12 protein-coding genes and 6 pseudogenes are annotated in these 26,156 nt (G+C 52.1%); 7 read left to right on the forward strand and 11 right to left on the reverse strand.

The window, feature by feature from the left end; genetic code table 11:
• Positions 1-9: 9 nt before the first annotated feature.
• From wecA to trxA, 3 genes are all read right to left on the reverse strand, one after another.
• On the reverse strand, positions 10-1,089 hold the full coding sequence (gene wecA, locus KQP84_RS21105; RefSeq protein ID WP_215847995.1) for a UDP-N-acetylglucosamine--undecaprenyl-phosphate N-acetylglucosaminephosphotransferase: 1,080 nt from the start codon (positions 1,087-1,089) through the stop codon (positions 10-12).
• Between the two features lie 280 nt (positions 1,090-1,369).
• Positions 1,370-2,629: a transcription termination factor Rho gene (rho, locus tag KQP84_RS21110; RefSeq protein ID WP_215847996.1), complete on the reverse strand. Its 1,260-nt coding sequence runs from the start codon at positions 2,627-2,629 to the stop codon at positions 1,370-1,372.
• Positions 2,630-2,975: 346 nt separating this feature from the next.
• Positions 2,976-3,308 (reverse strand): thioredoxin TrxA, encoded by a 333-nt coding sequence (gene trxA, locus KQP84_RS21115; protein WP_003851963.1) that lies wholly within the window; start codon positions 3,306-3,308, stop codon positions 2,976-2,978.
• A 117-nt stretch (positions 3,309-3,425) separates the two neighbouring features.
• Here trxA and rhlB point away from each other — a divergent pair, with 117 nt between their 5' ends.
• Both rhlB and ppx read left to right on the forward strand, forming a co-directional pair.
• The gene (gene rhlB / locus KQP84_RS21120) at positions 3,426-4,718 is read left to right on the forward strand and encodes an ATP-dependent RNA helicase RhlB (RefSeq protein ID WP_215847997.1); all 1,293 of its coding nucleotides are present in this window, start codon (positions 3,426-3,428) and stop codon (positions 4,716-4,718) included.
• A gap of 7 nt (positions 4,719-4,725) precedes the next feature.
• Positions 4,726-6,209: pseudogene (gene ppx, locus KQP84_RS21125) on the forward strand (exopolyphosphatase).
• 97 nt (positions 6,210-6,306) lie between these two features.
• On the opposite strand, the pseudogene rep reads toward ppx, so the two are convergent.
• Positions 6,307-8,327: pseudogene (rep, locus tag KQP84_RS21130) on the reverse strand (DNA helicase Rep).
• A gap of 139 nt (positions 8,328-8,466) precedes the next feature.
• Here rep and ppiC point away from each other — a divergent pair.
• Complete coding sequence (ppiC, locus tag KQP84_RS21135; RefSeq protein WP_215847998.1) at positions 8,467-8,748, forward strand: peptidylprolyl isomerase PpiC; 282 nt, start codon at positions 8,467-8,469, stop codon at positions 8,746-8,748.
• Here ppiC and KQP84_RS21140 read toward each other — a convergent pair.
• Together KQP84_RS21140 and pdeH are read right to left on the reverse strand one after the other, a co-directional pair.
• Positions 8,749-10,808, reverse strand: a pseudogene (locus tag KQP84_RS21140) (AsmA family protein). It abuts the gene before it with no gap.
• A gap of 63 nt (positions 10,809-10,871) precedes the next feature.
• Positions 10,872-11,644: pseudogene (gene pdeH, locus KQP84_RS21145) on the reverse strand (cyclic-guanylate-specific phosphodiesterase).
• A 247-nt stretch (positions 11,645-11,891) separates the two neighbouring features.
• Between pdeH and kdgK the strand changes: the two are divergent.
• The 4 genes from kdgK to KQP84_RS21165 all read left to right on the forward strand — a co-directional run bounded on the left by kdgK (position 11,892) and on the right by KQP84_RS21165 (position 14,954).
• A complete protein-coding gene (gene kdgK, locus KQP84_RS21150; RefSeq protein WP_309140184.1) occupies positions 11,892-12,845 on the forward strand; it encodes a 2-dehydro-3-deoxygluconokinase in 954 nt (317 codons plus the stop codon).
• 280 nt (positions 12,846-13,125) lie between these two features.
• Positions 13,126-13,446, forward strand: a complete 321-nt coding sequence (locus KQP84_RS21155) for a hypothetical protein (RefSeq protein WP_215848001.1) — start codon at positions 13,126-13,128, stop codon at positions 13,444-13,446.
• 29 nt (positions 13,447-13,475) lie between these two features.
• Positions 13,476-13,697, forward strand: a complete 222-nt coding sequence (locus tag KQP84_RS21160; protein ID WP_215848002.1) for a hypothetical protein — start codon at positions 13,476-13,478, stop codon at positions 13,695-13,697.
• A 384-nt stretch (positions 13,698-14,081) separates the two neighbouring features.
• A complete protein-coding gene (locus KQP84_RS21165; RefSeq protein WP_215848003.1) occupies positions 14,082-14,954 on the forward strand; it encodes an alpha/beta hydrolase in 873 nt (290 codons plus the stop codon).
• A gap of 4 nt (positions 14,955-14,958) precedes the next feature.
• On the opposite strand, the pseudogene KQP84_RS21170 reads toward KQP84_RS21165, so the two are convergent.
• The 5 genes and pseudogenes from KQP84_RS21170 to bcsB all read right to left on the reverse strand — a co-directional run bounded on the left by KQP84_RS21170 (position 14,959) and on the right by bcsB (position 26,142).
• Positions 14,959-16,475 (reverse strand): annotated as a pseudogene (locus tag KQP84_RS21170) (M16 family metallopeptidase).
• 238 nt (positions 16,476-16,713) lie between these two features.
• Positions 16,714-18,000, reverse strand: coding sequence for a dicarboxylate/amino acid:cation symporter (locus KQP84_RS21175; protein ID WP_215848004.1), 1,287 nt, complete (start codon positions 17,998-18,000; stop codon positions 16,714-16,716).
• A gap of 229 nt (positions 18,001-18,229) precedes the next feature.
• Positions 18,230-20,236, reverse strand: coding sequence for a biofilm formation regulator HmsP (hmsP, locus tag KQP84_RS21180; RefSeq protein WP_215848005.1), 2,007 nt, complete (start codon positions 20,234-20,236; stop codon positions 18,230-18,232).
• 147 nt (positions 20,237-20,383) lie between these two features.
• Positions 20,384-23,852: pseudogene (bcsC, locus tag KQP84_RS21185) on the reverse strand (cellulose synthase complex outer membrane protein BcsC).
• Entirely contained in the window at positions 23,845-26,142 is a 2,298-nt protein-coding gene (gene bcsB / locus KQP84_RS21190; RefSeq protein WP_215848006.1) for a cellulose biosynthesis cyclic di-GMP-binding regulatory protein BcsB, read from the reverse strand. The pseudogene bcsC and the gene bcsB overlap by 8 nt, the downstream one beginning before the upstream one ends.
• Positions 26,143-26,156 lie beyond the last annotated feature (14 nt).

Consider the following 26,156-nt stretch of genomic DNA (forward strand, 5'->3'; position numbering starts at 1 on the left):
TTATCAGAGTCATTTTTTCTTCGCGTCTCGGGCGCTATTAATACGGCGCTTGATGCGTCGAATACGTCGCGCTACACGCCAGGCATGCTTCAGGCAATAGCCGTAAACCATAAAGGCAAACAGGAACAGCACCAGCATCACCCATTCGGGGATAAAGGCGAGATATTCGCCTAACACACCAATACCCGCGAGAATCGCGGCAGCAACGGTGATCAACATAAAGGCCTGACGCGAGCTAAAACCGGCCCGCATGATCAGGTGATGAATGTGCTGGCGGTCAGCAGAAAACGGACTCATGCCTTTGCGCAGGCGACGATACATGATCGCAACCATGTCCATCAGAGGAATGGCGATTAACCACAGCGCGGTAACAGGGGTGATGGGATGGCTTAATCCTTGCGTCGTTTCCAGCAAAATCCAGATGATGGTGAAGCCAATCATCGTACTGCCGGCATCGCCCATAAAGACTTTATAGCGGCGCCCCAGAAAACCGAGATTAAGCAGGATATAAGGCAGCGTGGCGGCGATCATCGCAAAGCACCACATGGCGAGGCTGAACTGACCATCGAAGTAGAGGATGATGCCCATCGCCGCAAAAGTAACAGACGCAAGGCCACCCAGCAGGCCGTCAATGCCATCCACCATATTAAAGGCGTTAATGGCCGCCCATACGGCAAACAGCGTTAGCACATAGCCAAACGGCCCAACAATCAACTCAACCGGACCGATAATAAACCCAAGGCTGAGTAAGTAGAGTTTGGCACCTACCATCATCACAACAGCAACAATGGCTTGCACCACGGCGCGAATTTTCACGCTAATATCAAAGCGATCGTCTAGCGCGCCTACCAATACCAGAACACCCGCGCAGGCTAAAAACAGCAGCGCGTGCGGCAAATAATAATTTGTAATCGCGAAGGTAAAACAGATCCCTGCATATACGGATATGCCGCCAACCAGCGGAATCGCCCCATGATGACGTTTACGCGAATTCGGCGTATCAACCAAACCAATTTTTTTAGCTGCTTTACGAGCAAAAAAGAGGAAGACTAAAGAAAAGAGAAAAATTAAACCAAGCTCAGTACTCATAGTGAGTAAATTCACGTTAAACGCTCTCAGCTAACATCTTGGGCAACAATACGCGAAAATCCACTTTTACTGCTGCTCCAGAATCCGAATTCTGCATGAAGAGGTGCGTGAATGCTTAATAATTCACCACCGCTACCACAGTCATTATAAATGCTCCTGTCAGAGTTCAATCCTATAGCCCAGAAATGAAAAACGCCACGTTAAGACGTGGCGTTGTTACGATTTCCTGCTCATTTTACTAAAAAAGCAGAAACTCGCGTTCGGCTTATTTTTTATAAAATCAGGAACGCTTCATCATATCGAAGAATTCGTCGTTGGTTTTGGTCATCGCCAACTTGTTAATGAGGAATTCCATGGCATCGATTTCGCCCATTGGGTGAATAATCTTGCGCAGGATCCACATTTTCTGCAGCTCTTCCTGAGTGGTAAGCAGCTCTTCTTTACGCGTACCTGAACGATTGTAATCAATCGCTGGGAAGACACGTTTTTCAGCGATTTTACGTGAGAGGTGCAATTCCATGTTACCGGTGCCTTTAAACTCTTCGTAAATCACTTCGTCCATCTTCGAGCCCGTATCAACCAGAGCGGTCGCGATGATGGTCAGGCTGCCGCCCTCTTCTACGTTACGTGCTGCACCGAAGAAACGCTTCGGACGATGCAGGGCGTTAGCGTCCACACCACCGGTCAATACTTTACCAGAAGCGGGTACCACGGTGTTGTAGGCACGCGCCAGACGCGTAATGGAGTCGAGCAGAATGATCACATCTTTCTTGTGTTCGACCAGGCGCTTGGCCTTTTCGATCACCATTTCAGCAACCTGAACGTGGCGAGAGGCTGGCTCATCAAAGGTCGAAGCGATAACTTCACCTTTAACCAGACGCTGCATCTCAGTCACTTCTTCTGGACGTTCGTCAATCAGCAACACCATCAGCACGCAATCGGGATGGTTATACGCCAGGCTCTGTGCAATGTTCTGCAGCAGCATGGTTTTACCGGCTTTCGGCGGTGCGACGATCAGACCACGTTGACCGCGACCAATTGGCGAAGCCAGATCCAGTACGCGAGCTGTCAAATCTTCAGTTGAGCCATTACCCCGCTCCATACGCATACGGCTGTTAGCGTGCAGCGGCGTGAGGTTTTCGAACAGAATCTTGTTCCGCGCGTTCTCCGGCTTGTCATAGTTGACTTCGTTAACTTTCAGCAGGGCAAAGTAGCGCTCACCTTCTTTAGGTGGGCGAATTTTGCCAGAAATGGTGTCACCAGTGCGAAGGTTAAAGCGGCGGATTTGGCTAGGGGAAACGTAGATATCATCGGGACCGGCGAGGTAGGAGCTGTCTCCAGAGCGGAGGAAACCAAATCCATCCTGCAATATCTCCAGCACGCCATCACCAAAGATGTCTTCGCCGCTTTTCGCGTGCTGCTTCAGGATTGAGAAAATAATGTCCTGCTTGCGCATGCGAGCCTGGTTTTCCAGCCCCATATTTTCGCCGAGGGTAATCAGCTCAGAAACCGGCGTGTTCTTTAATTCGGTAAGATTCATAGTGATGGGTTCTTAAACTCGGGGTAATACTCGGAATGTTTGTCGTGAGTGGTATGGCAATTAATCCATGCCTGTTAATGGCTTTTTTCGACTCTTCTCGACGATCATCGTCAGGGATGGCGACTGGAAGCGTGGAGAGGGTTCGATTGCTATGCCAAAGTTGGAGCTAACCGTCAGATTGCAAAACCGCTGTTATAGGTACAGTGCGACAGGGTTTAACAAGGGAAAACTTTTAGATGCTAACTACAAGGTAAGTGCGTAATGCAGTCTTGGTAACTTAGCATGCTTGAAAGAGAACGTCCAGCAGCAGGCAAAAAATTCACCAATGCTGAACGTTCAGTCCTGATTAAGCCAGATTAGCGTTCAGGAACTCTTTCAATTGACCTTTGGACAAGGCGCCCACTTTGGTCGCGGCGACTTCACCGTTTTTAAACAGTAGCAGCGTCGGAATACCACGAATACCGTATTTCGGTGCAGTGCCCGGATTGTCGTCGATGTTCAGCTTAGCGATGGTCAATTTGCCATCGTACTCTTCTGCGACTTCATCAAGGATAGGGGCGATCATTTTACAAGGACCACACCATTCAGCCCAGAAATCTACCAGTGTAACGCCGTCGGCTTTTAGCACGTCGGTGTCGAAACTGTCATCGGTCAGATGAACGATTTTATCGCTGCTCATGTTTTACTCCACAAGATTATGCCTGGCGAATTGGCGTAAAATATACCAATGTAGGTTGACTTTATTTCATCGGATACGCTTTCGTAAAGCGATAGTAAGCTGATATTCTACCACACTATGAGCAAAACACACTTAACCGAACAGAAGTTTTCCGACTTCGCCCTGCACCCTACGGTGGTGGAAGCCCTTGATATTAAAGGCTTTCAGCATTGCACGCCGATTCAGGCGTTAGCACTGCCTTTTACGCTTTCAGGGCGTGATGTCGCAGGTCAGGCGCAAACCGGTACCGGCAAAACGATGGCGTTTTTAACGTCAACGTTTCATCATCTTCTCTCAAATCCTGCGGCGGAAGGCCGTCAGGTCAATCAGCCACGCGCATTAATTCTGGCCCCAACGCGTGAACTTGCGGTGCAAATTCATGCCGACGCAGAACCGCTGGCAGCCACAACCGGGTTGAAACTTGGCCTGGCATATGGCGGCGACGGCTATGATAAACAGCTTAAAGTGCTGGAAAACGGCGTTGATATTCTTATCGCCACCACCGGTCGTTTAATCGATTACGCAAAGCAAAATCACGTTAACCTCGGTGCTATTCAGGTCATGGTGCTGGACGAAGCCGATCGCATGTTTGATCTCGGCTTTATTAAAGATATTCGCTGGTTATTCCGCCGCATGCCGGCTGCGTCCCAACGTCTGAGTATGTTGTTCTCCGCCACGCTCTCCTACCGAGTGCGTGAACTGGCGTTCGAACACATGAACAGCGCCGAATATGTCGAAGTAGAACCCGAGCAAAAAACCGGTCACCGCATTCAGGAAGAGCTTTTCTATCCGTCTAACGAAGAGAAAATGCGCCTGCTGCAGACTTTGCTGGAAGAAGAGTGGCCAGACCGCGCGATCATTTTCGCCAACACCAAGCATCGTTGTGAAGATATCTGGGGCCATTTGGCTGCCGATGGTCATCGCGTTGGTTTGTTGACGGGTGATGTGGCACAGAAGAAGCGTCTGCGCATTCTGGATGACTTCACCAAAGGTGATGTTGACATTCTTGTCGCTACCGATGTTGCCGCACGTGGCCTGCATATTCCTGCGGTAACTCACGTCTTTAACTATGACCTGCCGGACGATCGTGAAGATTACGTTCACCGCATTGGTCGTACCGGACGCGCAGGTGCCAGCGGCCATTCAATCAGCCTGGCGTGTGAAGAATACGCACTGAATTTGCCTGGCATTGAAGAGTACATTGGTCACAGCATTCCGGTCAGTAAATACAACAGTGACGCGTTGATGAGCGATCTGCCGCCACCAAAACGTCTGGCGCGTAGCCGCACGGGCAACGGTCCACGTCGTGGCGGTAACAACGCCAACCGTCGCGGTGCACCACGCAACAATAACCGTAAACGTTCGAGTTAAGCTCACCATGCTAAGCGCATCGTCACTTTATGCTGCGATTGATTTAGGATCTAACAGCTTTCATATGTTGGTGGTGCGCGAAGTGTCTGGCAGTATTCAGACCGTTGCGAAAATTAAGCGCAAGGTACGCCTTGCTGCAGGTCTGGATAAGAGCAACCAGTTGTCAGCTGAAGCGATGACGCGTGGCTGGCAATGTCTCAAACTGTTTTCGGAACAGCTACAAGATATTCCTCTTGATCAAATTCGCGTCGTGGCAACTGCCACGCTGCGTCTTGCGTCCAATGCGCAACAATTCCTTGAAACCGCCCAAAAAATTCTCGGCTGTGACATCAACGTGATCAGCGGAGAAGAAGAAGCCCGCCTGATTTATCAAGGTGTGGCTCACACCACAGGGGTTCCGATCAACGATTGGTGGTCGATATCGGTGGCGGCAGCACTGAACTGGCAACCGGCGACGGGTCCCACGCTACGGTGTTATTTAGCTTATCAATGGGTTGCGTCACATGGCTGGAGCGTTTTTTCAGCGATCGCCATCTGGCAAAAGAAAATTTTGATCAGGCTGAACAAGCGGCGCGTGAAATGATTCACCCTGTGGCGTCTCGGCTGCGCGAACAAGGCTGGCAAGCTTGTGTTGGCGCATCAGGCACCGTTCAGGCGTTGCAAGAGATTATGGTGGCGCAAGGTATGGACGAGCGCATCACCTTAAGCAAATTGCAGCAACTAAAACAGCGTGCAATTCAATGCGGCAAGCTGGAAGAGTTGGAGATTGAAGGATTGACGTTGGAGCGTGCGCTGGTTTTCCCCAGCGGCCTGTCGATTTTAATCGCCATTTTTCAGGAGCTGCATATCGAAAGCATGACGCTGGCGGGCGGCGCACTGCGCGAAGGGTTGGTTTACGGCATGCTGCATCTGCCCATCGATCGCGATATTCGTACCCGCACACTGCAAAATGTTCAGCGCCGCTTCAACATTGACGTCGAACAGGCGAGCCGCGTACGTCAGCTTGGGGAAACGTTTTTCCGTCAGGTCAGCGCGCTGTGGAAGCTCGATCAGCGCTGTCGCGATTTACTGCTTAGCGCCTGCGCCATTCACGAAATAGGCCTGAGCGTTGATTTCCGCCATGCTCCGCAACACGCTGCTTATCTGATTCGCCATCTCGACCTTCCCGGTTTTACACCTGCTCAGAAAAAATTGCTGGCTTGCCTGTTGCAAAACCAAAGTGGCAGCATCGATTTAGCGTTGCTCACGCAGCAAAATGCCGTACCGCCGCGCCTGGCGGAGCGCATGTGTCGCTTACTGCGTTTAGCGATTATTTTTTCGAGCCGCCGACGCGACGACACATTGCCAGCGGTGCGATTACGGGCCGATGATGATGCCCTGCACCTTACGTTGCCAGCGGGCTGGCTTGATCTGCATCCGCTACGCGCTGAGTTGCTCGAGCAGGAAAGCCATTATCAATCTTACGTCCACTGGCTGTTAACGATTTCCTGATCGCAGCCGCTGAACTTGTCAAAGCAACCTTAAGCCTGCATTCAATGTGATTTAGCGATCAGAGGCCAGATTTGGCCTCTTGATCACTCGGTTTCAACTACGCTTTCTTCGCCTTTTCCAGCATCGCTCTTAATCCTGCCACGCGACTCTGGCCGGTTTTCATGCGCTCTTCCGCACTTACCACTTTACGTTCGGTTTCCCACACCACATCATCTTGCGGCAGCTCAAGTAAGAAGCGGCTAGGTTCTGGGCGCATTAACTCGCCATATTGGCGACGTTCGCGGCATAAAGTGAACGTCAGCTCCTTTTGCGCACGGGTGATGCCCACGTAAGCAAGGCGGCGTTCTTCTTCGATATTATTTTCATCGATGCTGCTCTGATGTGGCAGCAAACCCTCTTCCATGCCGACCAGATAAACGTACGGGAACTCCAGCCCTTTCGAAGCATGCAGCGTCATCAGTTGCACCTGATCCAGCTCTTCATCGCTTTCACCGCGCTCCATCATGTCACGCAAGGTAAAGCGCGTAACAACCTGCGCCAGCGTCATTGGCTCATCCAGATCGGTGCCTTCAAGCATCTCAGTCATCCACTGAAACAGCGTATTGACGTTTTTCATGCGCATTTCAGCGGCTTTAGGGCTGCCTGACGTTTCAAACAGCCAACTTTCGTAATCGATACCGCGGATCAAGTCGCGCACGGCATTCACCGGTTCACGTTCGGTCAGTTGGATCAGCGTATTCAACCATTGGGTAAAACGCTGCAAATGCTCCAGTCCGCGCCCCGTCAGCGTTTGTCCCAGCCCTACATCGAAGCTGGCGTTAAATAAACTTTTATTACGCAAATTGGCCCATTCACCCAGCTTTTGCAGCGTGGCCGGCCCAATTTCACGGCGTGGCGTATTGACGATTCGCAGAAAAGCGCTGTCGTCATCGGGATTGGTTAACACGCGCAAATAGGCTAATAAATCTTTGATTTCCGGGCGCGAGAAGAATGAAGTGCCACCTGAAATACGATAAGGAATACGGTTTTGCATCAGCTGCTTTTCAAACACGCGCGACTGATGATTGCCACGGTAAAGAATGGCGTAATCTTTGTAGGCCGTTTTATTAATGAAGTGATGCGCAATCATTTCACCCGCCACGCGCTCTGCTTCATGATCTTCATTATTCGCGCTCAGCACTTTTAATTCATTGCCGATGCCCAGCTCGGAAAAAGACGTTTTTCAAACACATGCGGATTGTTGGCAATCAAGATATTCGCCGCTTTCAGAATGCGCTGCGAGGAGCGGTAATTTTGCTCCAGCTTGACGACCTCCAACGCGGGAAAATCTTCTTTCAGCAGAACCAGATTTTGTGGACGTGCGCCACGCCACGAATAGATCGATTGGTCGTCATCGCCAACGACGGTAAAACGCGCCCGCGCCCCTACCAGCAATTTCACCAATTCGTATTGACTGGTGTTGGTGTCCTGATACTCATCGACCAGCAGATAACGAATGCGCTGCTGCCAGCGTTCACGCACTTCCTGGTTGCGCTGCAACAAGAGCGTAGGCAGCAGAATCAAATCATCAAAGTCCAACACGTTGCAGGCTTTAAGGTGCTGGTCGTACAAGCTATAACAGTGCGCAAAAATAGTATCTCGCTCGGAACGCGCCAGAGCGGCGGCCCGAGGCGGATCGACAAGATCGTTTTTCCAGTTTGAGATCGTTGAAATAAGCTGCTGTACCAGCGCTTTATCTTCTTCCAGCCACTGTTTGGTCAGCTCCTTCAGCAAGGCGAGCTGGTCTTGGTCGTCAAACAGCGAGAAGTTTGATTTCATGCCCAACGCGACGTATTCGCGCTTAATGATCTCAAGCCCCAAGGTATGGAACGTTGAGATCATCAGGCCACGAGCTTCTTTGCGGCCCAATGTCTGCGCCACTCGCTCTTTCATCTCGCGAGACGCTTTATTGGTAAATGTTACCGCCGCAATGTGGCGTGCCTGGTAGCCGCACTCACGAATCAGATGCGCAATCTTATTGGTAATAACACGGGTTTTTCCCGATCCCGCACCCGCCAGCACCAGGCAAGGTCCGGTGACAAATTCGACAGCACGTTGTTGACCGGGGTTTAAACGCATAACGGAATATCACTCAGTAGAAAATGAAAAAGACGGCAGACACCCAATCTCGAACCAGAACCACAGCGGTGAGCAACGCACCTACAGTTCGAAAGATAGGGTTATAATGGGCGACGATTATACACAACGAGACACTATCATGGCGAAAACCGCGGCGGCTTTACACATCCTCGTGAAAGAGGAAGCGCTGGCTAAAGAGTTACTGGCAAAACTGGAAAAAGGCGAAAACTTCCAGCAGTTGGCGAAGAAACATTCAACCTGCCCGTCAGGGCGTAACGGCGGTGATTTAGGGGAGTTTCGTCAGGGGCAAATGGTGCCGACCTTTGATAAAGCGGTCTTCACCTGCCCGCTGCTGAAACCTTACGGACCGGTGAAAACCGCTTTTGGTTATCACATCATCAAAGTGATCTACCGTAACTGATTACTTCTTGCTCTTCATCTGCTGCAAAATAGTGCTGCACTGATTGTCTTCATTATCACTTGGAGAAATCAGTGCCAGCAATGCGGCGGCAGGCGCAACCACCGCGCCCAATGCTACCGCTGCCGCGCCACGTGCAATTAACGGCCCCGCTTTCACCCCCGCATCCGGGCTTTTAAACGTGCCGCGCACGTAAAGCGGCGATCGCAGCGTGATAATACGCACACCTTTACTCTCAGGATTAACGGTGAGATCCATGCGTTCGTTGGCAAAGTTGGCGTTGCCGGTAATATTAATCACCGCGTTCTCGGTATCGAACACAAAGAGGTTCGGCGTTGCTAAGCCGTTTTGCAGTTTGATATCGGTCGCAGCGCAGTTGATACGCACTTCATCATCACCGAAGAGTTTACCCACCACGTAATTACCGACATTCAGCCCGGCTATTTCCATCAGGCTGCGGCTAATTAAACCATCGTTCATCAGCAACTTGAGTTGACCATTACTGGTCGCCAGCAAATCCGCCACTGAGTTGCCGTTGCCGGTAAAGCTGGCATCACCGTTTAGCTGACCCATGCTGTTTTGCATGGCAGTTACATCCGGGAACAACTGACGCAGATGCAGTTTACGTGCATGTATATCCGCGCGTCCCCGCATCGGGGTTCGATCGCCTTCCAGATGTATGGTGCTGTTCAGACTGCCGCCCGCCATACCAAAGCGCAGCGGATCTAACAGCAAATCACCGTTTTTAAGCTGTAAATGGGTATAAAGATCGCTTAACGGCAGCGAATTACTGTGTTCGATGCGCTTTCCGCTGAACTTCACATCAGCGTCCATGACATCCCAGCTTTTGGTATCAAACTTGTCATGCGGCAAGACACGATCGGCAGGCTGCGTCGATTTTTCACCGCGCTGCGCTTTAGCCTGCACAGTTTTTTCACTGCCTTTACCGGAATCTACCCCAATCAGCGGCCCCAAATCAGCCATGCGCAGCTGACGAGATGTCAGTTCGCCAGCCAGTTTAGGCCGCGGTTTGCCTTGGGTATAAGTCAGCGATCCATGAATATCGCTGTCGCCAATATGACCATTAAAATTCTCATAGTGGAAAACCGGCCCCTTCTCACCCGCAAACTTGGCGATCAAATGACCATCGGTTTCGTACGGCGGGGTATCAGGCAGCAACACGCCGGTTAAACCATACAAGTTGGCTAAGGTGTCACCCGAGAAGCGCAGACGCACATCCAATCCACCAAGATTCATCGGATCTTGCAACCCGCCCGTGACCTGCACGCGTGTACTGCCATTGCGAATATCTGCCTGGAGAGGGAATGGCGTTGTCTGGCTGCGCAGCGATAACATGCCACCAATTTTGCCTTCGCCAACCAGCCGCTCATTGTTGTAGGTGCCGTTCGCCTGCCAGCCAAAGACAAAATCACCCGCGCCTTTTTGCTTGTCATCGCCGCCAGCAATTTGTGCATAAGGTAACGGTTTACCCAGCGGATTCACTTTTACCGTGACATCGGCTTTATTGACGGCGTCGCGATAACGAATCTGACCTTGATCAAACAGGATATTGTCGAGACGGAATGACCAGGCTGACGGCGGCGCGTTTTCATCTTTGCTGTCACTGTTGGCAAGATTGAAGGTCCAGTTATTTTTCTTATCCGCTGTTTGGATCAGGCGTGCATCGGGCGCTTCCAGTTTGATCCACGGAATAAAAACTTCTTTATGCAGCAGAGCCAACGGTGCCAGCGTGGCGTCCACGCGTTGTAAATGCACCATCGTCACTTCTGGAATTTCGGGCGGATTGCCCAGCATGATGTCCTGCGCATGCAGATGCGGCCACGGCACCCAGCTGCGCCAGCCCGGTTCGTCGCGATTGCGCTCCCAGGCCACGCCTAAATCGCCGCGAATGGCGAAAGGACGGTTCAGTTCAGTGGAGACTTTCTGGTTGATGGTTGGCTTCAGGCGATTCCAGTCAAACGTGGCAATCACCACGATGATCACCACAACCAACAATAAAAAATCCCAATAATCCAGCTTACTATTTTTCCCGTACGTGACATTTTGCATTCTCCTTGCCCTTCCCCGGTCTCCGTTAAAGATAGTCGAGAGCGTGGGGAACGGCATCAGGGAAGCTGGATAGGAAGATGATTCAATTCAGAAAAGGGCACTGGGCGCGAAAAAAATAGCCTTGCGCCGCCATAGCAGGAGAAGATTGCACTTGTTGCCACTCCTCTTCTGTTTCTACACCTTCAACAATCACGCCATTGCAGTAACGGTTAATCAAAGCCAACAACATAGAAAACAAGCTGCATCCCTCTTCGCTGGCGCGCAGCAGGATGAACAGTTCACGCGAAAGCTTGATGTAGTCGTACTTGAGTTCAGTCAGAGCAGAGAAATTTGCCATGCCGGAACCGAAATCATCCAGCCAAAGCGGGCCGAGTTCCGGCATCTGCGCCACCATCTCTTCCTGCGGCAAAACATGGTGTTCGGTCAGTTCGAATCGCACCCAAGGCAAGCGCGCAATTAAATTGCGAATGGTGGGATGATTTTGAATCGACAGCAGCGAAGGGCCGTCAATATTCACGGATGCGACAATGCCGGTGCGTTCGAAAAAAGTGGCCCACTGCGTTAAGAGTTCCAGCTGTTCATGCACAACATACAGACGTTGAGGAATATCGAGCGCCGCGAAATAGGCTTCAGACGATAACTTTTCCTCCGGCGTAGACGGATGGGTGATGGCGGTCAACAATTCAATCGCTAACAGCCGACCCGTGGTCTGATAGATCGGCTGAAAAGTATAAAACCGTTGGCATTGCTGCCAGAAAAGGCGCGTTTCCTGCGGGGGATTGATGTCAGTCGAAGAAGGTAGTCTGGGACTAATATTCTCCATCACCATGGTATTTTCCTGGTTGGTGGCGAGCGCCTCAATGCGGCAACCTAACGGCAATTTTGGTAATTACTTTTTTTAGGGCCGCAATAAAGCGAAGAGTGTACCAACCCACCTACCTAAACAATCGGCGAAAAAAGCCTGCATTTATTCGCTTTATCAATCAGATCGCACCCTAATCGCGACTTAAGTGGAATCAAAACGGCGTTTTAAAAATCGTTGACGTCTGCCATACCAGACGCGAGACTAATGCAATATTTCACTACAGGCCGAAAACCATGACGCAGAAAAAATCGCCGTTATTGGCGAATGCATGATTGAGCTGTCCGAAAAGGGTGAGAACATTAAACGTGGTTTTGGCGGTGATACGCTCAACACCGCAGTTTATATCGCCCGCCAGGTTGATGACGCGCAGCTAAGCGTAGATTACGTTACCGCGCTGGGTACAGATTCGTTCAGCGATCAAATGATCGCCGCCTGGCAGCAGGAAAAGGTTAAAACCGATCTGATTCAGCGGCTAGATAACAAAATGCCGGGCCTGTATGTGATTGAAACTGATCCACACGGCGAACGCACCTTCTGGTATTGGCGCAGCGATGCTGCCGCACGGTATTGGCTCGACAGTGCAAACAGCGACGCGGTTTGCCAGCAGCTCGAAAATTATGATTACCTCTATTTAAGCGGCATCAGCCTGGCGATTTTGCCTGATGCCAGCCGTGAGAAATTAATGGATCTGCTGTCGCGTTGTCGCGCCAACGGCGGCAAGGTGATATTTGATAACAACTACCGTCCACGCTTGTGGGCTGATAAATCCCAGGCACAAGCGGCCTATCGCGCCATGCTAAATTGCACTGATATCGCCTTCTTGACTCTGGATGATGAGCATTTGCTATGGGGTGAACAGACGCTTGAAGCGGTTATTGCCCGAACGCGCGAGGCTGGTGCCAGTGAAATCGTCATCAAACGCGGCGCAGAATCTTGCCTGGTTGCTATCGGTGATGATCCTTTGATTGATGTCGCTGCGGTACGTCTGGCGAAAGAAAAAATCATTGATACGACGGCAGCAGGTGACTCATTCAGCGCGGGCTACCTTTCTCAACGTTTGGTCGGTGCATCGCCTCAGGCGGCGGCCGAGCGAGGCCATCTCACTGCCAGCACGGTGATCCAACATCGCGGTGCCATCATTCCGCTAAATGCCATGCCGAATTAATATTCCGCCCCATTTATTGGGGCGTTATTATAAAAACGCGTTAAAAAATCCATTCATTAAATTGCGTCCTCCGACAATAATATTAATAATTACTGTTATCTGAACACGTTAAATATATGAATAATATAATCTGTCATTTTCAATAAAATAGTAGATCTACGTCTGAAAAAAATAATTAACTTCCTGCTTTAGATTTACTCTGCAGCCCATTTATTTTATATTTTTTTGGTCTTGAGAAAGACAAATCTATAAATCTGACCACTAAAATAAGGAAATTTCCATGCGTGAACTGACTTTAAAAGAAGTCGAGATCATCTCTGGCGCGGGCAACTTTGCAGACAAATCCAGCGGTGGAACCATCTCCAGTGGCTACAACGGCGGCAAAAGGGGTGGCGCGCCAAAAAGTTGCGCTAACGACGTCGGCGCAGGCGCTATCATAGGATTAATCGGTGGTATTCCTGGCGGCCCGGCGGGAATGGCAATGGGTGCTACTGCGGGCGCACTGGGTGCGTCTTTAGGGTGCAATAATAGCCCGTACGGTGGCAACAAAAATAATAATAGTAATAACAACAGCGGGATTGGCGGACAATGTTCCTGGTAACGTTTGAATAAGCCGTTGCGGTGATGAAAATGCGCTTAAACGATCCACGCACCCGTAGAACAATAATCAGTCTGCTTTCATTATTTATAGCAATGCATATTGCTTATAACACCAGCTTATGTCGTTTTTCAGTTACAAAAAACCCTTACGATCTTTTAATGTGGTTTTTTATGATTGTTGGCGTTTATAGCTTTTTTGCTGCAATTTTCCGCGCACTTGATTGGTATAACGGAAAATCAAGGCAACCTTAATAAATCAGGCAGCGCTGTGCTGCCTTTTTTCAAGGTCTGAAACATCAATAACATTGATAATTGCCGAGTTAAAAAAACTAAAAATTTCAGTGTCGATAAAATTTTACGCTTTGTATTTTAGTTATTAACTCAAATTTCAACGGTTCTACCCTTTCTTCTCTTCAACATATAAAACCCCGTTATAGATTTATTATTAATAATCTTAAAAATCATTAAGTTACAAAATCACCTTGCCACCAGGCATAGTCCTAATCTGCTTATTTTTACCGTTTTCGGATGGACGTCGCTGCTAAAAAAGACCATCTTTTAATCAACAACAGCAGGACGCTGTTTACCCGGCCGCGAACAAAACAATTACAACAGCTCTCGCATCAGGACCTATTTATGAACACAGAAATTATTAATATCTGGCCGCAAGGTGATGCGCCAGGTGCGAGCGACTCGCGCGCTCAGCCTCAGATTGTTGATATGGCGAAGCCGTATGAACCTTTTGATCGTGCCGCTTCGGGCGTGCGCTGTCCAGAAATGGCCATTTGGCATCCGATTGAGTCCAACGGCATTACATTGCTTGTTGCGCCCGGTGGTGGTTATCACCGCGTAATGATTGATCGTGAAGGCAGCGCGCTTGCCACTTTTTTCACTTCCATGGGCTATACGCTGGCGGTCATGACGTATCGCCTGCCCTACGATGGGCATCATGAAGGCCCGGATGCACCGCTGGCAGATGCGCAGCGTGCGGTACGCGTATTGCGTGAACGTGCGCAGCGCGGCTTGAACGGTAAATATATCGTGATGATGGGTTTTTCAGCGGGAGGTCACGTAGCTGCCAGCTTGGGCACACGTTTCGCGGAAAAGCTTTATCCGGTGCAGGACAACGCTGAAAACCACTCGCCGCGCCCAGATGCCATGGTGCTGGTGTATCCGGTAATCAGTATGCGTGAAGGATTGGCTCATGAAGGCTCTCGTACTCGCCTGCTTGGTGCCTGGCCAGATCAGCAAACCATTGATGCTTATTCAATGGAAACACGCGTCCATGCGCAAGTCCCGCCGACGTTATTGATCCACGCTGCTGATGACGAATCGGTATCGGTCAATAACAGCATGGTGTTCTTTAGCGCATTACGGGAACACAACGTTCCAACAGAAGTGCATTTCTATCAGAAAGGCGGACACGGCTTTGGTATCCGAGGTGTGGCAGATTTGCCCCTCGCCAGTTGGCCAATGTTAGTGACCGAATGGCTCAGGGCAAAAACCTGAGTCGTTAAGAAGCCGGCGGCGCAACGTCGCTGGCGCTACCATCCGGTTGGCTAGTGCTGCTGTCCGGCTGGCTGGCATCGCTGCTGGTTGCAGGCGCTGCCGGCGGAGCCATCACCTTATCCCAGTCGCTTTGCAACATTTTCACGTTGGTTTCCGCTTCGCCTTCCGGCTGAATCAACACCATCATCAATTCCTGACTGAGTTGCTGACGCAGTTCCTGATTCAGCTGCTCGCGCGTTAATCCAGCCAAAAAGCCTGACGCAGTTTTTGATATTGTTCAGGCGCAATATCCACCACGGAATTTTGCTGCGAACGCAGACGCTGACTGATTAACACGTCAGTATCGGTGCGGGCATAGGTGGTAAACAGTTTGTTCAGCTCCAACAGTTTTTGCGCCATCAGCGCATCAAACTCTTCCTGCGGTAAACCTTTATCACGCACTTTCGCCAGCTCACGCGCCACCAGATTCATATTCTGGGACAGCGTGTCGTTGCGCGCATCCATGTTGATTGAGCATTGCGCACGTTGGTATAGCACACGGCAATCGAAACCAACCTGTACGCCCTGCGCTTTGCTGTCGCTTAGCGCACGCTGCACATGCCAGAACAACGCTTCACGTGCCAGATCGCCTTGCCAGTAACGCTGCAAATTTTGCGAATCACGAATCGGCTGCCATGGCGTATCCCACACCAGCGACAGGCGATCCTGGCTCATCTTGCCATTGACCAGATTCACCGGCTCATGCGGCAACGGAGAAAGCGTCGGCAACGGCGCAGGCGCATCGCGCTTGCCTTTTAGCGGTGAGAAAGCTTTATTGATCTGTTCCGACAGACTGCGGCTGTCGACGTTGCCAACCACATAGAGCGTCATTGCATCGGGTGTATACCATTGACGATAAAAGGTTTCCAGCTGAGCCAAATCCACCGGCGCGCGTGGCTGCTCGGCGGGGTCATGTGCCAGTAGCGCCGACCCTTTCAGACGAAAGCGCCACCAGACATCCTGGGTGTTTGCTGGCCAGGTCGCAATAGGATCGGAAGCGGAAAGCGCGGTGTTAACCACTTGATCGGTAATGGCCATATTACCTGCCGTTGCCGCCAACCAGTTCAATGCTTCTTTCAACAATTCTGGCCGGTTATTGGGCAGGCTAAGGTTAAATTGGGTGTAATCATAAGATGCGATGACCGGCGGGAGCGGATGCTGCGGGTCCATCGCTTGCTGCCATAAGGTGCGTTGTTGATTAGTGTCGAGCGCAGTGTTGTGCACCATGGCAAGGCGCGGCAGCAGATGACTGAAACCTGCCTGTTGCGTCCCTTCCACCAGCGAACCGGTGTTTACCACCATACGCAGTTCAATGCGATCGCTGGGGCGTTGTGGTGTCGCCAGCAACTGCCAGTTGAAACCGTTATCCAGTTTCCCTTCCTGCCAGGCAGGATCGGGTTGCAGCGTTTCTGCTTGTACACCATAGCTGGTTGCCGCCAGCACTAATCCACCAACTAAAAGCCGAATTCTGGTGCCCTGCATGTGAACCCCTACTCAAACAATTCAAAAAATCGTTATCACTGGCGCATACTGCCGCTGTTATTAACGAACCGGCAGGCGCCGGACCGCGCTGTTATCCAACAACAAAGTCTTTGACCACAGGAAGGTCATGATGTCGCGCAACGAAGTGAAAAACATTAACTGGGGTTCATTATCCAAATGCCCGCTGTCAGGGCAAGCGACAGCGGGCATTTGTGGGGATTTAAATGGAAATCAGTGATTAAACAGAGGATTCAGACGTTTTTTTCGTCTTATTGCTACCTGAAAGTGTCTCCTTCAGCTGGTTTTCATCCAGCTGACCTACCCACTTCGCGACTACCACCGTTGCCACACCGTTGCCGACCAAATTGGTCAGCGCACGCGCTTCGGACATAAAGCGGTCAATACCGAGAATCAACGCCAGGCCTGCTACCGGTAAATGCCCCACCGCTGAAAGCGTCGCTGCCAGCACAATAAATCCGCTGCCCGTTACGCCCGCCGCTCCTTTTGAGGAGAGCAGCAATACCACCAGCAAGGTGATTTGGTGGAAAATATCCATGTGCGCATTGGTTGCTTGCGCGATAAATACCGCCGCCATGGTGAGATAAATAGAGGTGCCATCAAGGTTAAACGAGTAACCCGTTGGAATAACCAGCCCCACTACCGATTTCTTGCATCCGAGACGTTCCATCTTATCCAACATGCGCGGCAGCGCTGATTCGGAAGAAGACGTGCCCAGCACAATCAACAACTCTTCTTTGATATAGGCGATGAACTTGAAGATGTTAAAGCCCACTACGCGCGCAATTAGCCCTAAAACTATCACCACGAACAGAACACAGGTGATATAGAAGCAGACGATCAACTGACCAAGCTGGACCAGCGAGCCAACGCCATATTTACCAATGGTGAAGGCCATCGCACCGAAAGCACCGATTGGCGCAAGGCGCATAATCATATTGATAATGCCGAAGATCACACCCGAGAAGCTTTCGATAACGTTGAAAATCAGCGTACCGGCGTTGCCCATACGATGTAGCGCAAAACCGAACAGCACGGCAAACAGCAGCACCTGTAAAATATTGCCGCCAGCAAACGCACCGATCACGCTATTAGGAATCACATCCAATAAGAAGGCGACGATACCTTGCTGCTCAGCCTGCTGCGCATAAACCGCCACGGCTTTGGCATCCAGCGTGGCCGGATCAACATTCATTCCTGCACCTGGCTGAACCACGTTGACCACGATCAGCCCGATAATCAGCGCAATGGTACTGACGATCTCAAAATAGAGCAGCGCGACTGCGCCAGTCCGTCCAACTGCTTTCATGCTTTCCATGCCAGCAATGCCGGTCACTACCGTACAAAAGATTACGGGAGCGATGATCATCTTGATCAGTTTTACGAAGCCATCACCCAACGGCTTCATCTGAGTACCTAACTCGGGATAAAAATGACCCATCAAAACGCCGATGCCGATGGCAACCAGCACCTGGAAGTAAAGGCTTTTAAATAGCGAGGTTTTCATAAACAGGAGTCCACTAGCGACAGAAATGACGATATTGTCGTATTCGTTATCATGACCGTCAGGCTGGAAAAACCAGACATCAACCGGTAGCCGAAAAATAACACTCTGTTTACGTGATTAATACAGGCTGACAAAGCCCAGGGAAATGATACAGACATAATTCTGAACTGAAACGCTTCAGCTGCGACTTTTGTAACTAAAATTCTCGCAAAATCAATGTATCAGGTGATTATTCTGTTCGTGACGGTTTCACAATCCATTGTTGATTGAAACGTGTCAGATTCACAGCTTCAGAGTAGAGGTAGCCTTGACCAATATGAATACCGCGCGCCAGTAGCCAGTCGCGCTGCTCATTCGTTTCAACACCCTCAGCAATGACATCCAGATTAATGATCTCCGCGATTGCCGCCACAATACGTACCATGGTGTCATCATCGGGCAAAGCTGAGACAAAACTGCGGTCCATCTTCAGTTTATTCACAGGCAGGGCTTTGAACTGATGCAGGTAATTCAGATTGGAATAGCCCATGCCAAAATCATCCAGCGCTACGGCCACGCCGGTTTGCTGAAGCATTCGCAATAGCGAAATCGCCTGTTCTGCATCGCCAATCTGTGCCGTTTCGGTAATCTCCACCACAAAAGTGCCGGGCGCAATACGATGGCGCTCTAACAGCGACTGGAGATGCGTCACCATGCTGGCATCACGCAGTTGCACGGCTGAAATGTTCACGCTGAGTGGAATCATCACGCCATGCTTTTGCCAACCCGCCAGAATGCGGCAGGCTTCTTCGAATACCCAACGGCCAATGGCGGAGATCACGCCAATCTCTTCGGCGCTGGCAATAAATTCTTCCGACAATCCGTAGCTGCCATCCGGTTGGCGCATGCGCAGTAGCGCTTCCGCACCTGCCAATTCACCGGTTTGCATGTTGATTTGCGGCTGAAGGTAGAGCGCAAACTGCTCGTCATGCAGGCCCTGCAAAATATCGTGCTCTTGGGTTAAACGCTTTTGCGCCCGCTCCGTTAAGGCAGCATCAAAGAACAGGATTTGGTTTTTGCCTTGATGGCGTGCCGACATCATTGCCGAGGTCGCGCGGTCCAGCAGTTCATTGGCGCCCAACGGCTCATCATCGCGTAATGCCAATCCGATACTGGCATTGGGGCGTAATTGCAGCTGCTGCAAATTCACCGGCTGATTAAGTCGGATGATCAGGTTGCGCGCCAGTCGTATCGCCCGGAACGGATTATTGGCGCGCTTCATGAGCAGCGCAAAATCACTGGGGCCGGTTTGCGCCAGTAAGGTGTGATCGTCGAGTGTGCTGCGTATTTTCTCCACCAGCGTCAGCATCAGCGTGTCGCGCTGTTCATCACTCAACACGCCGTTGGCTTCCTGTAGCGTTTCTACGCGGATCACCATCAAACCAAACGGTCGACAAGGATGACGCATGTGTTGATCAACCAGGGCGAGAAACAGGGTGCGATTCGGTAAATCAGTCACGGCAAAGTGGGTCGTCAGGCGACTCATTTCATCATGCACTGACTCCAGCACCTGCTGATTGCGATTGTAACTGCGGATCAGCATGCCTATTTCATCATCGCGATGTCCCTGCGGCAGCGTCAGCTTGTGCGCCAGAATAGATTGCGGCGGCAGTTCCTGTAGCTCGCGGGAGATATTCCGCAGAGGATGAATGATTAAACGGTTGATACACCAGCTGATCGCTACCGAAAGAATCAGCGCCAGCAGCAAATAGGTGATGATCATGGTCGAGAGCGTGCTGAGAATAAATTGATACACGCGCGAGGAGTTCGCTTGCAACACCAGATACGCCAGCGGTTTAGGCGAACCGGTATTTTCAACGGAATAGAGCGGCAGTGTAATTTGCACCGGCAGTTCAAACAGGCGCGCCACTAAGCGCGGCACCGGTTTTTCGGGTTCGAAATCCGCATGCAGCGCCTGAAAAGCGTTGGGTAATACCACATCCGCGCGGGATAAAATCCCGGCAGGTTTCAGCGAATGTAAAATGTGTTCAGCTTGCGGTATATCGGCTCGCAGTACCGCTTCCGACAGCGGCTGACGCACGCTATGCGCAATCGTTTCCATTTGCTGGGCGTAGTCAATCCTGCGCTGCTGCACAAAATGAAACAGTTGAATGACGATAAAAATGCTGACCGTGATAACGGCAACCAGCGAAACTGTCGCCATCTGCTTTATCGTAAGTGACCGACTTACCCGCAAAAATTCTCTCCCGACTACAAAAAAGCTCAGATATCAGACAGGAAAATGCGCAGCAAGTATATCCCAACGCAATGTTTTTTTGATGCTTATGCGGCAAGTCGACGCAGAATCAGACCAGCGCGCCAGATTCTCCTCAGGCAAGGTGCGCTATTTAAAATCGGCATAAGGCACCAACGCCTGCGGTGGCATCGCCAGATCGCCTTGCCATCCTGCGGCTGAATAACGCAGATAAATCAAACCGTGGCTTGGCGTGTAATCTTCAGCTTGCTGGATATCAATGCCCGCGCCAATAAACCAGTTTGCGGTCACGCGTCGCTCTAGCAGCGCCTGCAAAGTGTAACCGATACCGCGACTGGTGCTGCTTTCTGACAGGGGATTCGAGGCCAGCATAAAGCCCGGATTCAGCGGATAGCGCCGCTGCGCATCGCGATGAGATTGCGACCATGAAGCTGAACCGCCGAGTTCATACGACCAGTTTTCCATGCGCTGCCACCAGCTCACCGGCAGCGAGAAGAGAGGTAGCGCTGCGGGCTGTAATAACCGCCCTGACCAAAGCTGTAACCGCTGAGATCCTTCTGGTAATGCCACAGCATGCTGTTCAATCCGACGGTAGCGCGGCGATTGTCTTCATTAATCAGCTTGTAGTAATAGCCGCCCATTACACGTTCGCGGCTATTATCCGCAACGTTTTCACCGCTAATCTGGTGCGCGCTGACATCGCCCCATATGCCTTGTGCGCCGCCGCGATCGTAACTCAACCCCATTCCCCGCCGGTGGCGACCACGCCGCCAACGGTTTTTCCGCCCTGCGCCGAGGGATCACGCGTACCCGCAAAAGCCAGTAACGAACTGGAGATGGGACGCCGTGAGGCATTGATAACAATGCCAACCTCTTTCAGATCGGTTTTCCAGCTGATGCCGCCGACCCAATTTGTCACCGCAAAGCCCAGCGGCGTGGTGCCAACATCCGCTGACCAGCGATCACTCTTCCAACCGATGCCGACAGCCGTGCCTTCGTCGCGTTGGGTAAAGTCTCGGCTACAGCCGCCAGAGTTGGCGTCATTACAACTGCCGAAAAGGGCGTCATGCGTACCGTTCGCGTGAGCAAAGCTCCCCGCCGAGAGCTGTACATGATCGAGCCGGACAAAAGTGCGTCCTGCTGCCAGCGGCGTGTCGGCCTGCAACAAGGTGGTGTGCGCGGTGAAATCAGAAAGTCCGCCGCTGCCTTTATTACGTGAATAATCCTGTTCCAGCGTCAGCGTCGTCTCTTGCTGACGATAAAGATCGGCGGCATCGCGGCGAATGCTGCGTTTTAGCCAGTCATCCTGCAATTCATTGCGCGTTAACGCCGTTAAGCTCTCGCTATTTTCCGGCCGTGTTGCCGTGATGCCGCTGGCGACCATCGCGTCACGATAATCATTAAGCGCCGCCGTGGACTGCTGCTGCGTCAGTTCAACGCGTGCCGCATCGCGGTAAATCAACGCCTTATCGGGTGAAGGCGGATCAGAAGCCACGCGAAGCTTTAGCGCCTGAAGCAACTGCTGCGCGCGTGTTGTTTCGCCCACCTGCTGCCAGGCCAGCGCGATACGACGTTCGCTGTTACTGGTTTGCCGTTCAGTAGAAGGCAGTTTTTGCAACGCCTTGTACGCTTCCGACTTATGTTTTAAAGCAATTAGCGCGTCGATACGGCCTAATCTGGCATCGCTGTTATCCGGTTCTTTTATTAAAACTTTTTGATAGGTATCCAGCGCCTGTCGCGCATCGCCTCGCTCCAACGCCCAATCCGCTAACAGCATGTCGCGGCGCGTTGATACAGGCTGCTGAAGCAGCAAAGCCGTTGCGGCCTCTTCCTGGCCCTTTTCACGCAGCGCACGCGCCTCAGCCAGCAGCTTGTCCTGCATCAACCGAGCCGCCAACGCCCGCATATTATCGTCCCATTTTGCCGACGGCAGCCGGTGCATGGTGGAAAGCGCGGCATCGCCATCGTCATGGCTGGAAAGATAAAGCGCAGCGGCATAATGAGCAGTCACATCGTCAGGATGATGATTCAGCAGCGCGTGCATGATGCCATCGCCCTGCTTCTTCTCGCCGCCGTTGTGCAGCGCACCCGCAAGGCGATAGTTAAGCCAGACATCATTCGGGGTTAACTGTGCCGCCTGTTGATACTTCACCGCAGCCTGCGCCCAATGGGTTTGCTGCGCCAGCGCATCACCTTCTGCACGCAAGGTATCGCTATGTAAATCACGTAATGTTTCTGCTAATGCAGGCTGCTGCGCGGCGGGCAGGCTACTCATATATTGCAGCGCACGTGCCGGAGATTCGCTTTGATAAAGCCCAATCAAGCGACGAATGGTGGTGATATTGCTACGATCACGCGTCAACGCCTGCTGCCAAAGCTGCTCTGCTTTCTGGCTATTTTTACGCGCCAGCGCCACGTCACCGAGGCCAATCAGCGCATAACTGTCGCGATCATCAAGCGCCTGCGCCGTACGATAGTACTGCTCTGCCCTGTCGATATCCTGTTTTGCCAGCGCCTGATCGCCGTTCTCAATCGCCAGCCAGTAGCGGTTGGTTTGCAGCAGCGATTGCCATTTGCCAAGCTGTGTACTTTGCTGCCCAGCTTTTACTGCGCGTTCCAGCCAGCTGATTGCGCTGGCACGATGATTGACTCGCGCCTGTGCCTGACCCATTGCACCCAGCAATTCGGCATCGTCGGGATGCGCTTTGATCGCTGCCGTCAGCGAGGGAATAGCATTCGCGCCGCCGCCAGCCTCGACTAATGCCAAACCACGTACGCGCTGGCGATAAGCGGGATCGGCCAGCAACGTTTGCTGGCGCGTAAGCTCTTCTTCACCTTGCCGCTGCTCGTCCCCGCTGTTGAAGAGACTGAGATAGTGTTGCAATGCAGCCACGCTGCTGTCGCTGACAGGCTGATTACGGATTTGCGTCAGCCACAGCTCTGCTGCGGCCACGCGACCTTCATTGATGTTGGCAAGACGACGCAGTTGCGTCACCGCTTCAGCAGGCTGTTGGTGTTCAAACGCCATGCGTGCCAACTGCAGTTCAACGCTGATGTTGCCCGGATAACGCTTTTCCAGCGCCTGCAACTGTTGGTATGCCGTCATTTCATTGCTGGGTAAGCGCGCCACCAAACGCCAATATTCCAGTGCCATACTGACATCAGGAAAAATCCCGGCAAATTGCGCATCGTAAGCGGCTTTGGCTTCTGCCAGCCTTCCCGACGCCGCCAACAAGCGTGCTTCCTGCAATTTTTGCCGCCCCTCGCCTGACATCATCTTCAGTCCCGCCGCCGACTCACGTGCGGCTTCAGAATCTGGCGCGACATGACGCAGTTGCGCCATCAGGCTCTGCGCCTGCGTCAAATCGCCCTGATGCAGTGACACGCGCAGGCGTGCCGCCAGCACCTGCGGATTTTCAGGGTCGATTTTTTCCAGTCGATAGAGCGATTGCTGAACTAAGTCGTACTTGTTGATCGATTCACCGGTGCGAATCTGCGTAAGCAACCACGCCACCGGCGAAACCTGTGGGCCCGAAGCCTGGGCGGTTAACGCGCCCAGCAATCCGCTCAGCAGCAGGCTCAGACGAATATTATTCATCATCATCTTCAGCTAAACGGCGGCGGCTCACCATTCGCATCAGGCGCCATGCCATCAGCGCAAACAGCACCACCACAATCACCGCGCAGGAAGCCAGCCAGAAAGGATGCGTTGCCAGCGCGTTCCATAAACGTTCCCACCACGGCAGATGCCCAACGTAATAACTTTCGCCAACGCGCAGGCTATCAACTCCCGATTCACGAATAATGGCGGCTGAACCAAACACGTCGCCACGCTTGCTGCTGTCGAGCATGGCGCTGTTCAGCAAATCCCAGGCGCGCGGGCTGCCATCCGCCAGCAAAGCCACCACGCTACGCTGCGCATTAAACGGCGACTGGAAGCCGATAATCGCTGCCAGCGGGCCGCGTGAGCCAATCGTGGTGGTGCTTTCGACCTGACGATCGCTGCTGTTTTGCGCCGTGATATCCGACAGCGGCTGGCGCATCGGCTTGTTCATCCAGCCCTGCGCGGCTTTAACCAGCGTATTGATCGTGCGTTCATCCTGCAGATCCGCCGGAATAGTGCCGATCATCAGAAGATCCTTGTCCTGCTCTTTCGCGTTGCGCCAGTCGTCCGTCAACTGCACCCGCAGCGCCGGATAACCGGTTTGCGCGCCCATATTGCCTAGCGCATCGAGCAACGTGGTCATCTGTTGCTGACCGGGATTTTTATTCACCAGCACCAGCGTTTGTGATAAGTCAGCGTATCGGCTGAACGGGAAACCGGCATTGGCAAAGGCGCGCAGCGACGGCATTTCGATGTAATGGCGATAACCGGAAAAATCGATGCTTGAACTTTCGTCAATTACCACATGATGCCCAACCGGCGCGACAGTTTCGCAGCGTCCGTCGGCGGTGCCGCCAATAAAGGTGTTGGCGTAATCGAAATCAAAACGCAGCTGATTCACTACGCCCAACCGCAGCGCCGGAATAGTGAGCTGGCGACTGCTGTCCTGCAAACCCTGAATCAATGAAAGGCGCAGGATCTGTTTATCCGCAGTATCTTTGGGTTGCAGCGGATAATCCTGCATAAACTGGTTGTTAAGATGCACCGCCAGCCGCGATCCATCTTGTTGGATCGGCGCACTGTAGCGGTAAATCAGATCCATATCGATGCCGCGTGCGCGCACTAAAAAGAGATCGGGCGGCAGGTTAAGCGTCAGGCTAATCGGATTGGGCTGCAGTCCGTCAGATTGCAGCTGATTTTGATACTGCGTGAGCTCCGCAAACGTAGTGCGTCGGTCAGTTCGCACCCAGCTCGGCGCGTCATACGCTTTGCGCGGCTCACGTAATTTAACGCTGTCGATTGTGGAGGTGTCGCCACGCAGCAGCAATTCACCCTGCGCAATCCCTTGCACGGCCGTGATCAAATCATTGTCATCACGCCCCAGAATCAGCAGCATTTTTTCATAAGGATTGCCGGGCTGGCTGACAATCTCTACCGTTGGCTTGCTGACTGACGGATGATCGTTGAGGAAATCTGGGCGCTGCGCGTTGGTGGCAAACACCACCGCATGCTGCTGCTCGGGTAGCTGGTTATACAACACCGGAAACGTTTGACCACGCCACGCAGCTTTACTGCCAAACCACGAGGCCAGCATTGCCGCAGCGCGCTGTTGGTTTAGCGTGGGTTGGGTGCTGAATACCATCGGCAACGTCAGCGGACGCGCATCGCGGGCATCAAAGAACGGTTCCGGGAAATGCGAAAGATCATCTTTTAACGGCAGTTTTTGCAGCGTTAAATCAAGGCGGCTCTCTTTGCCAATATCCAGCCAAATGGTGCTGTTGGCCGGGTTTTCGCAGACGTTCGCGTAATGGCCTACCAGCTCAAGCCGAATACGGTTGAAATCAGCAATGAAGCGCGGATCGAGTGAAATCTGCGTTTGGTTGCGTTTTCCCAGCTGGTCGGCTGTTAGCGTCACCAGCCCCACCATCTCATCATTAAGGTAAATTTTCAGCTGTGATAGCGTCGGGATCAGCGCGGGAGACGGGCGATAGCTGAGATTCAGCAAGGCTCGCGTTACCACTTCATCACTGCGCACACCAAATTCAATCTGGCTGGTGGGCTGGGTACCGCGTAGCGCCATGCTGCCTGGCGACGGGGCAACCTGAGCAAAATTCAGTAGGCTGTCACGCAGTGGCGCATTCGGATCGCTGGCTGTCGCTGACAACGCAATCGGTGCTGCTGCAGCGTAAGTTGGCATCATCGGACTCGCGGGTTGGACTGCTAAACAGCTCAGCGTCGCGGTGCCCATCAGCAGGGCGGTGAACCAACCGGTTAATCTTGTCATGGTTATCTCAATCA

The sequence above is a fragment of the Candidatus Pantoea bituminis genome, assembly GCF_018842675.1.
Taxonomy (GTDB): domain Bacteria; phylum Pseudomonadota; class Gammaproteobacteria; order Enterobacterales; family Enterobacteriaceae; genus Pantoea; species Pantoea phytostimulans.

Bases quoted from the DNA above. Each gene is read 5' to 3' on its own strand.
- wecA (WP_215847995.1), bottom strand. From the start codon at position 1,089: ATGAGTACTGAGCTTGGTTTAATTTTTCTCTTTTCTTTAGTCTTCCTC.
- rho (WP_215847996.1), bottom strand. From the start codon at position 2,629: ATGAATCTTACCGAATTAAAGAACACGCCGGTTTCTGAGCTGATTACC.
- trxA (WP_003851963.1), bottom strand. From the start codon at position 3,308: ATGAGCAGCGATAAAATCGTTCATCTGACCGATGACAGTTTCGACACC.
- rhlB (WP_215847997.1), top strand. From the start codon at position 3,426: ATGAGCAAAACACACTTAACCGAACAGAAGTTTTCCGACTTCGCCCTG.
- ppiC (WP_215847998.1), top strand. From the start codon at position 8,467: ATGGCGAAAACCGCGGCGGCTTTACACATCCTCGTGAAAGAGGAAGCG.
- KQP84_RS21155 (WP_215848001.1), top strand. From the start codon at position 13,126: ATGCGTGAACTGACTTTAAAAGAAGTCGAGATCATCTCTGGCGCGGGC.
- KQP84_RS21160 (WP_215848002.1), top strand. From the start codon at position 13,476: ATGCGCTTAAACGATCCACGCACCCGTAGAACAATAATCAGTCTGCTT.
- KQP84_RS21165 (WP_215848003.1), top strand. From the start codon at position 14,082: ATGAACACAGAAATTATTAATATCTGGCCGCAAGGTGATGCGCCAGGT.
- KQP84_RS21175 (WP_215848004.1), bottom strand. From the start codon at position 18,000: ATGAAAACCTCGCTATTTAAAAGCCTTTACTTCCAGGTGCTGGTTGCC.
- bcsB (WP_215848006.1), bottom strand. From the start codon at position 26,142: ATGACAAGATTAACCGGTTGGTTCACCGCCCTGCTGATGGGCACCGCG.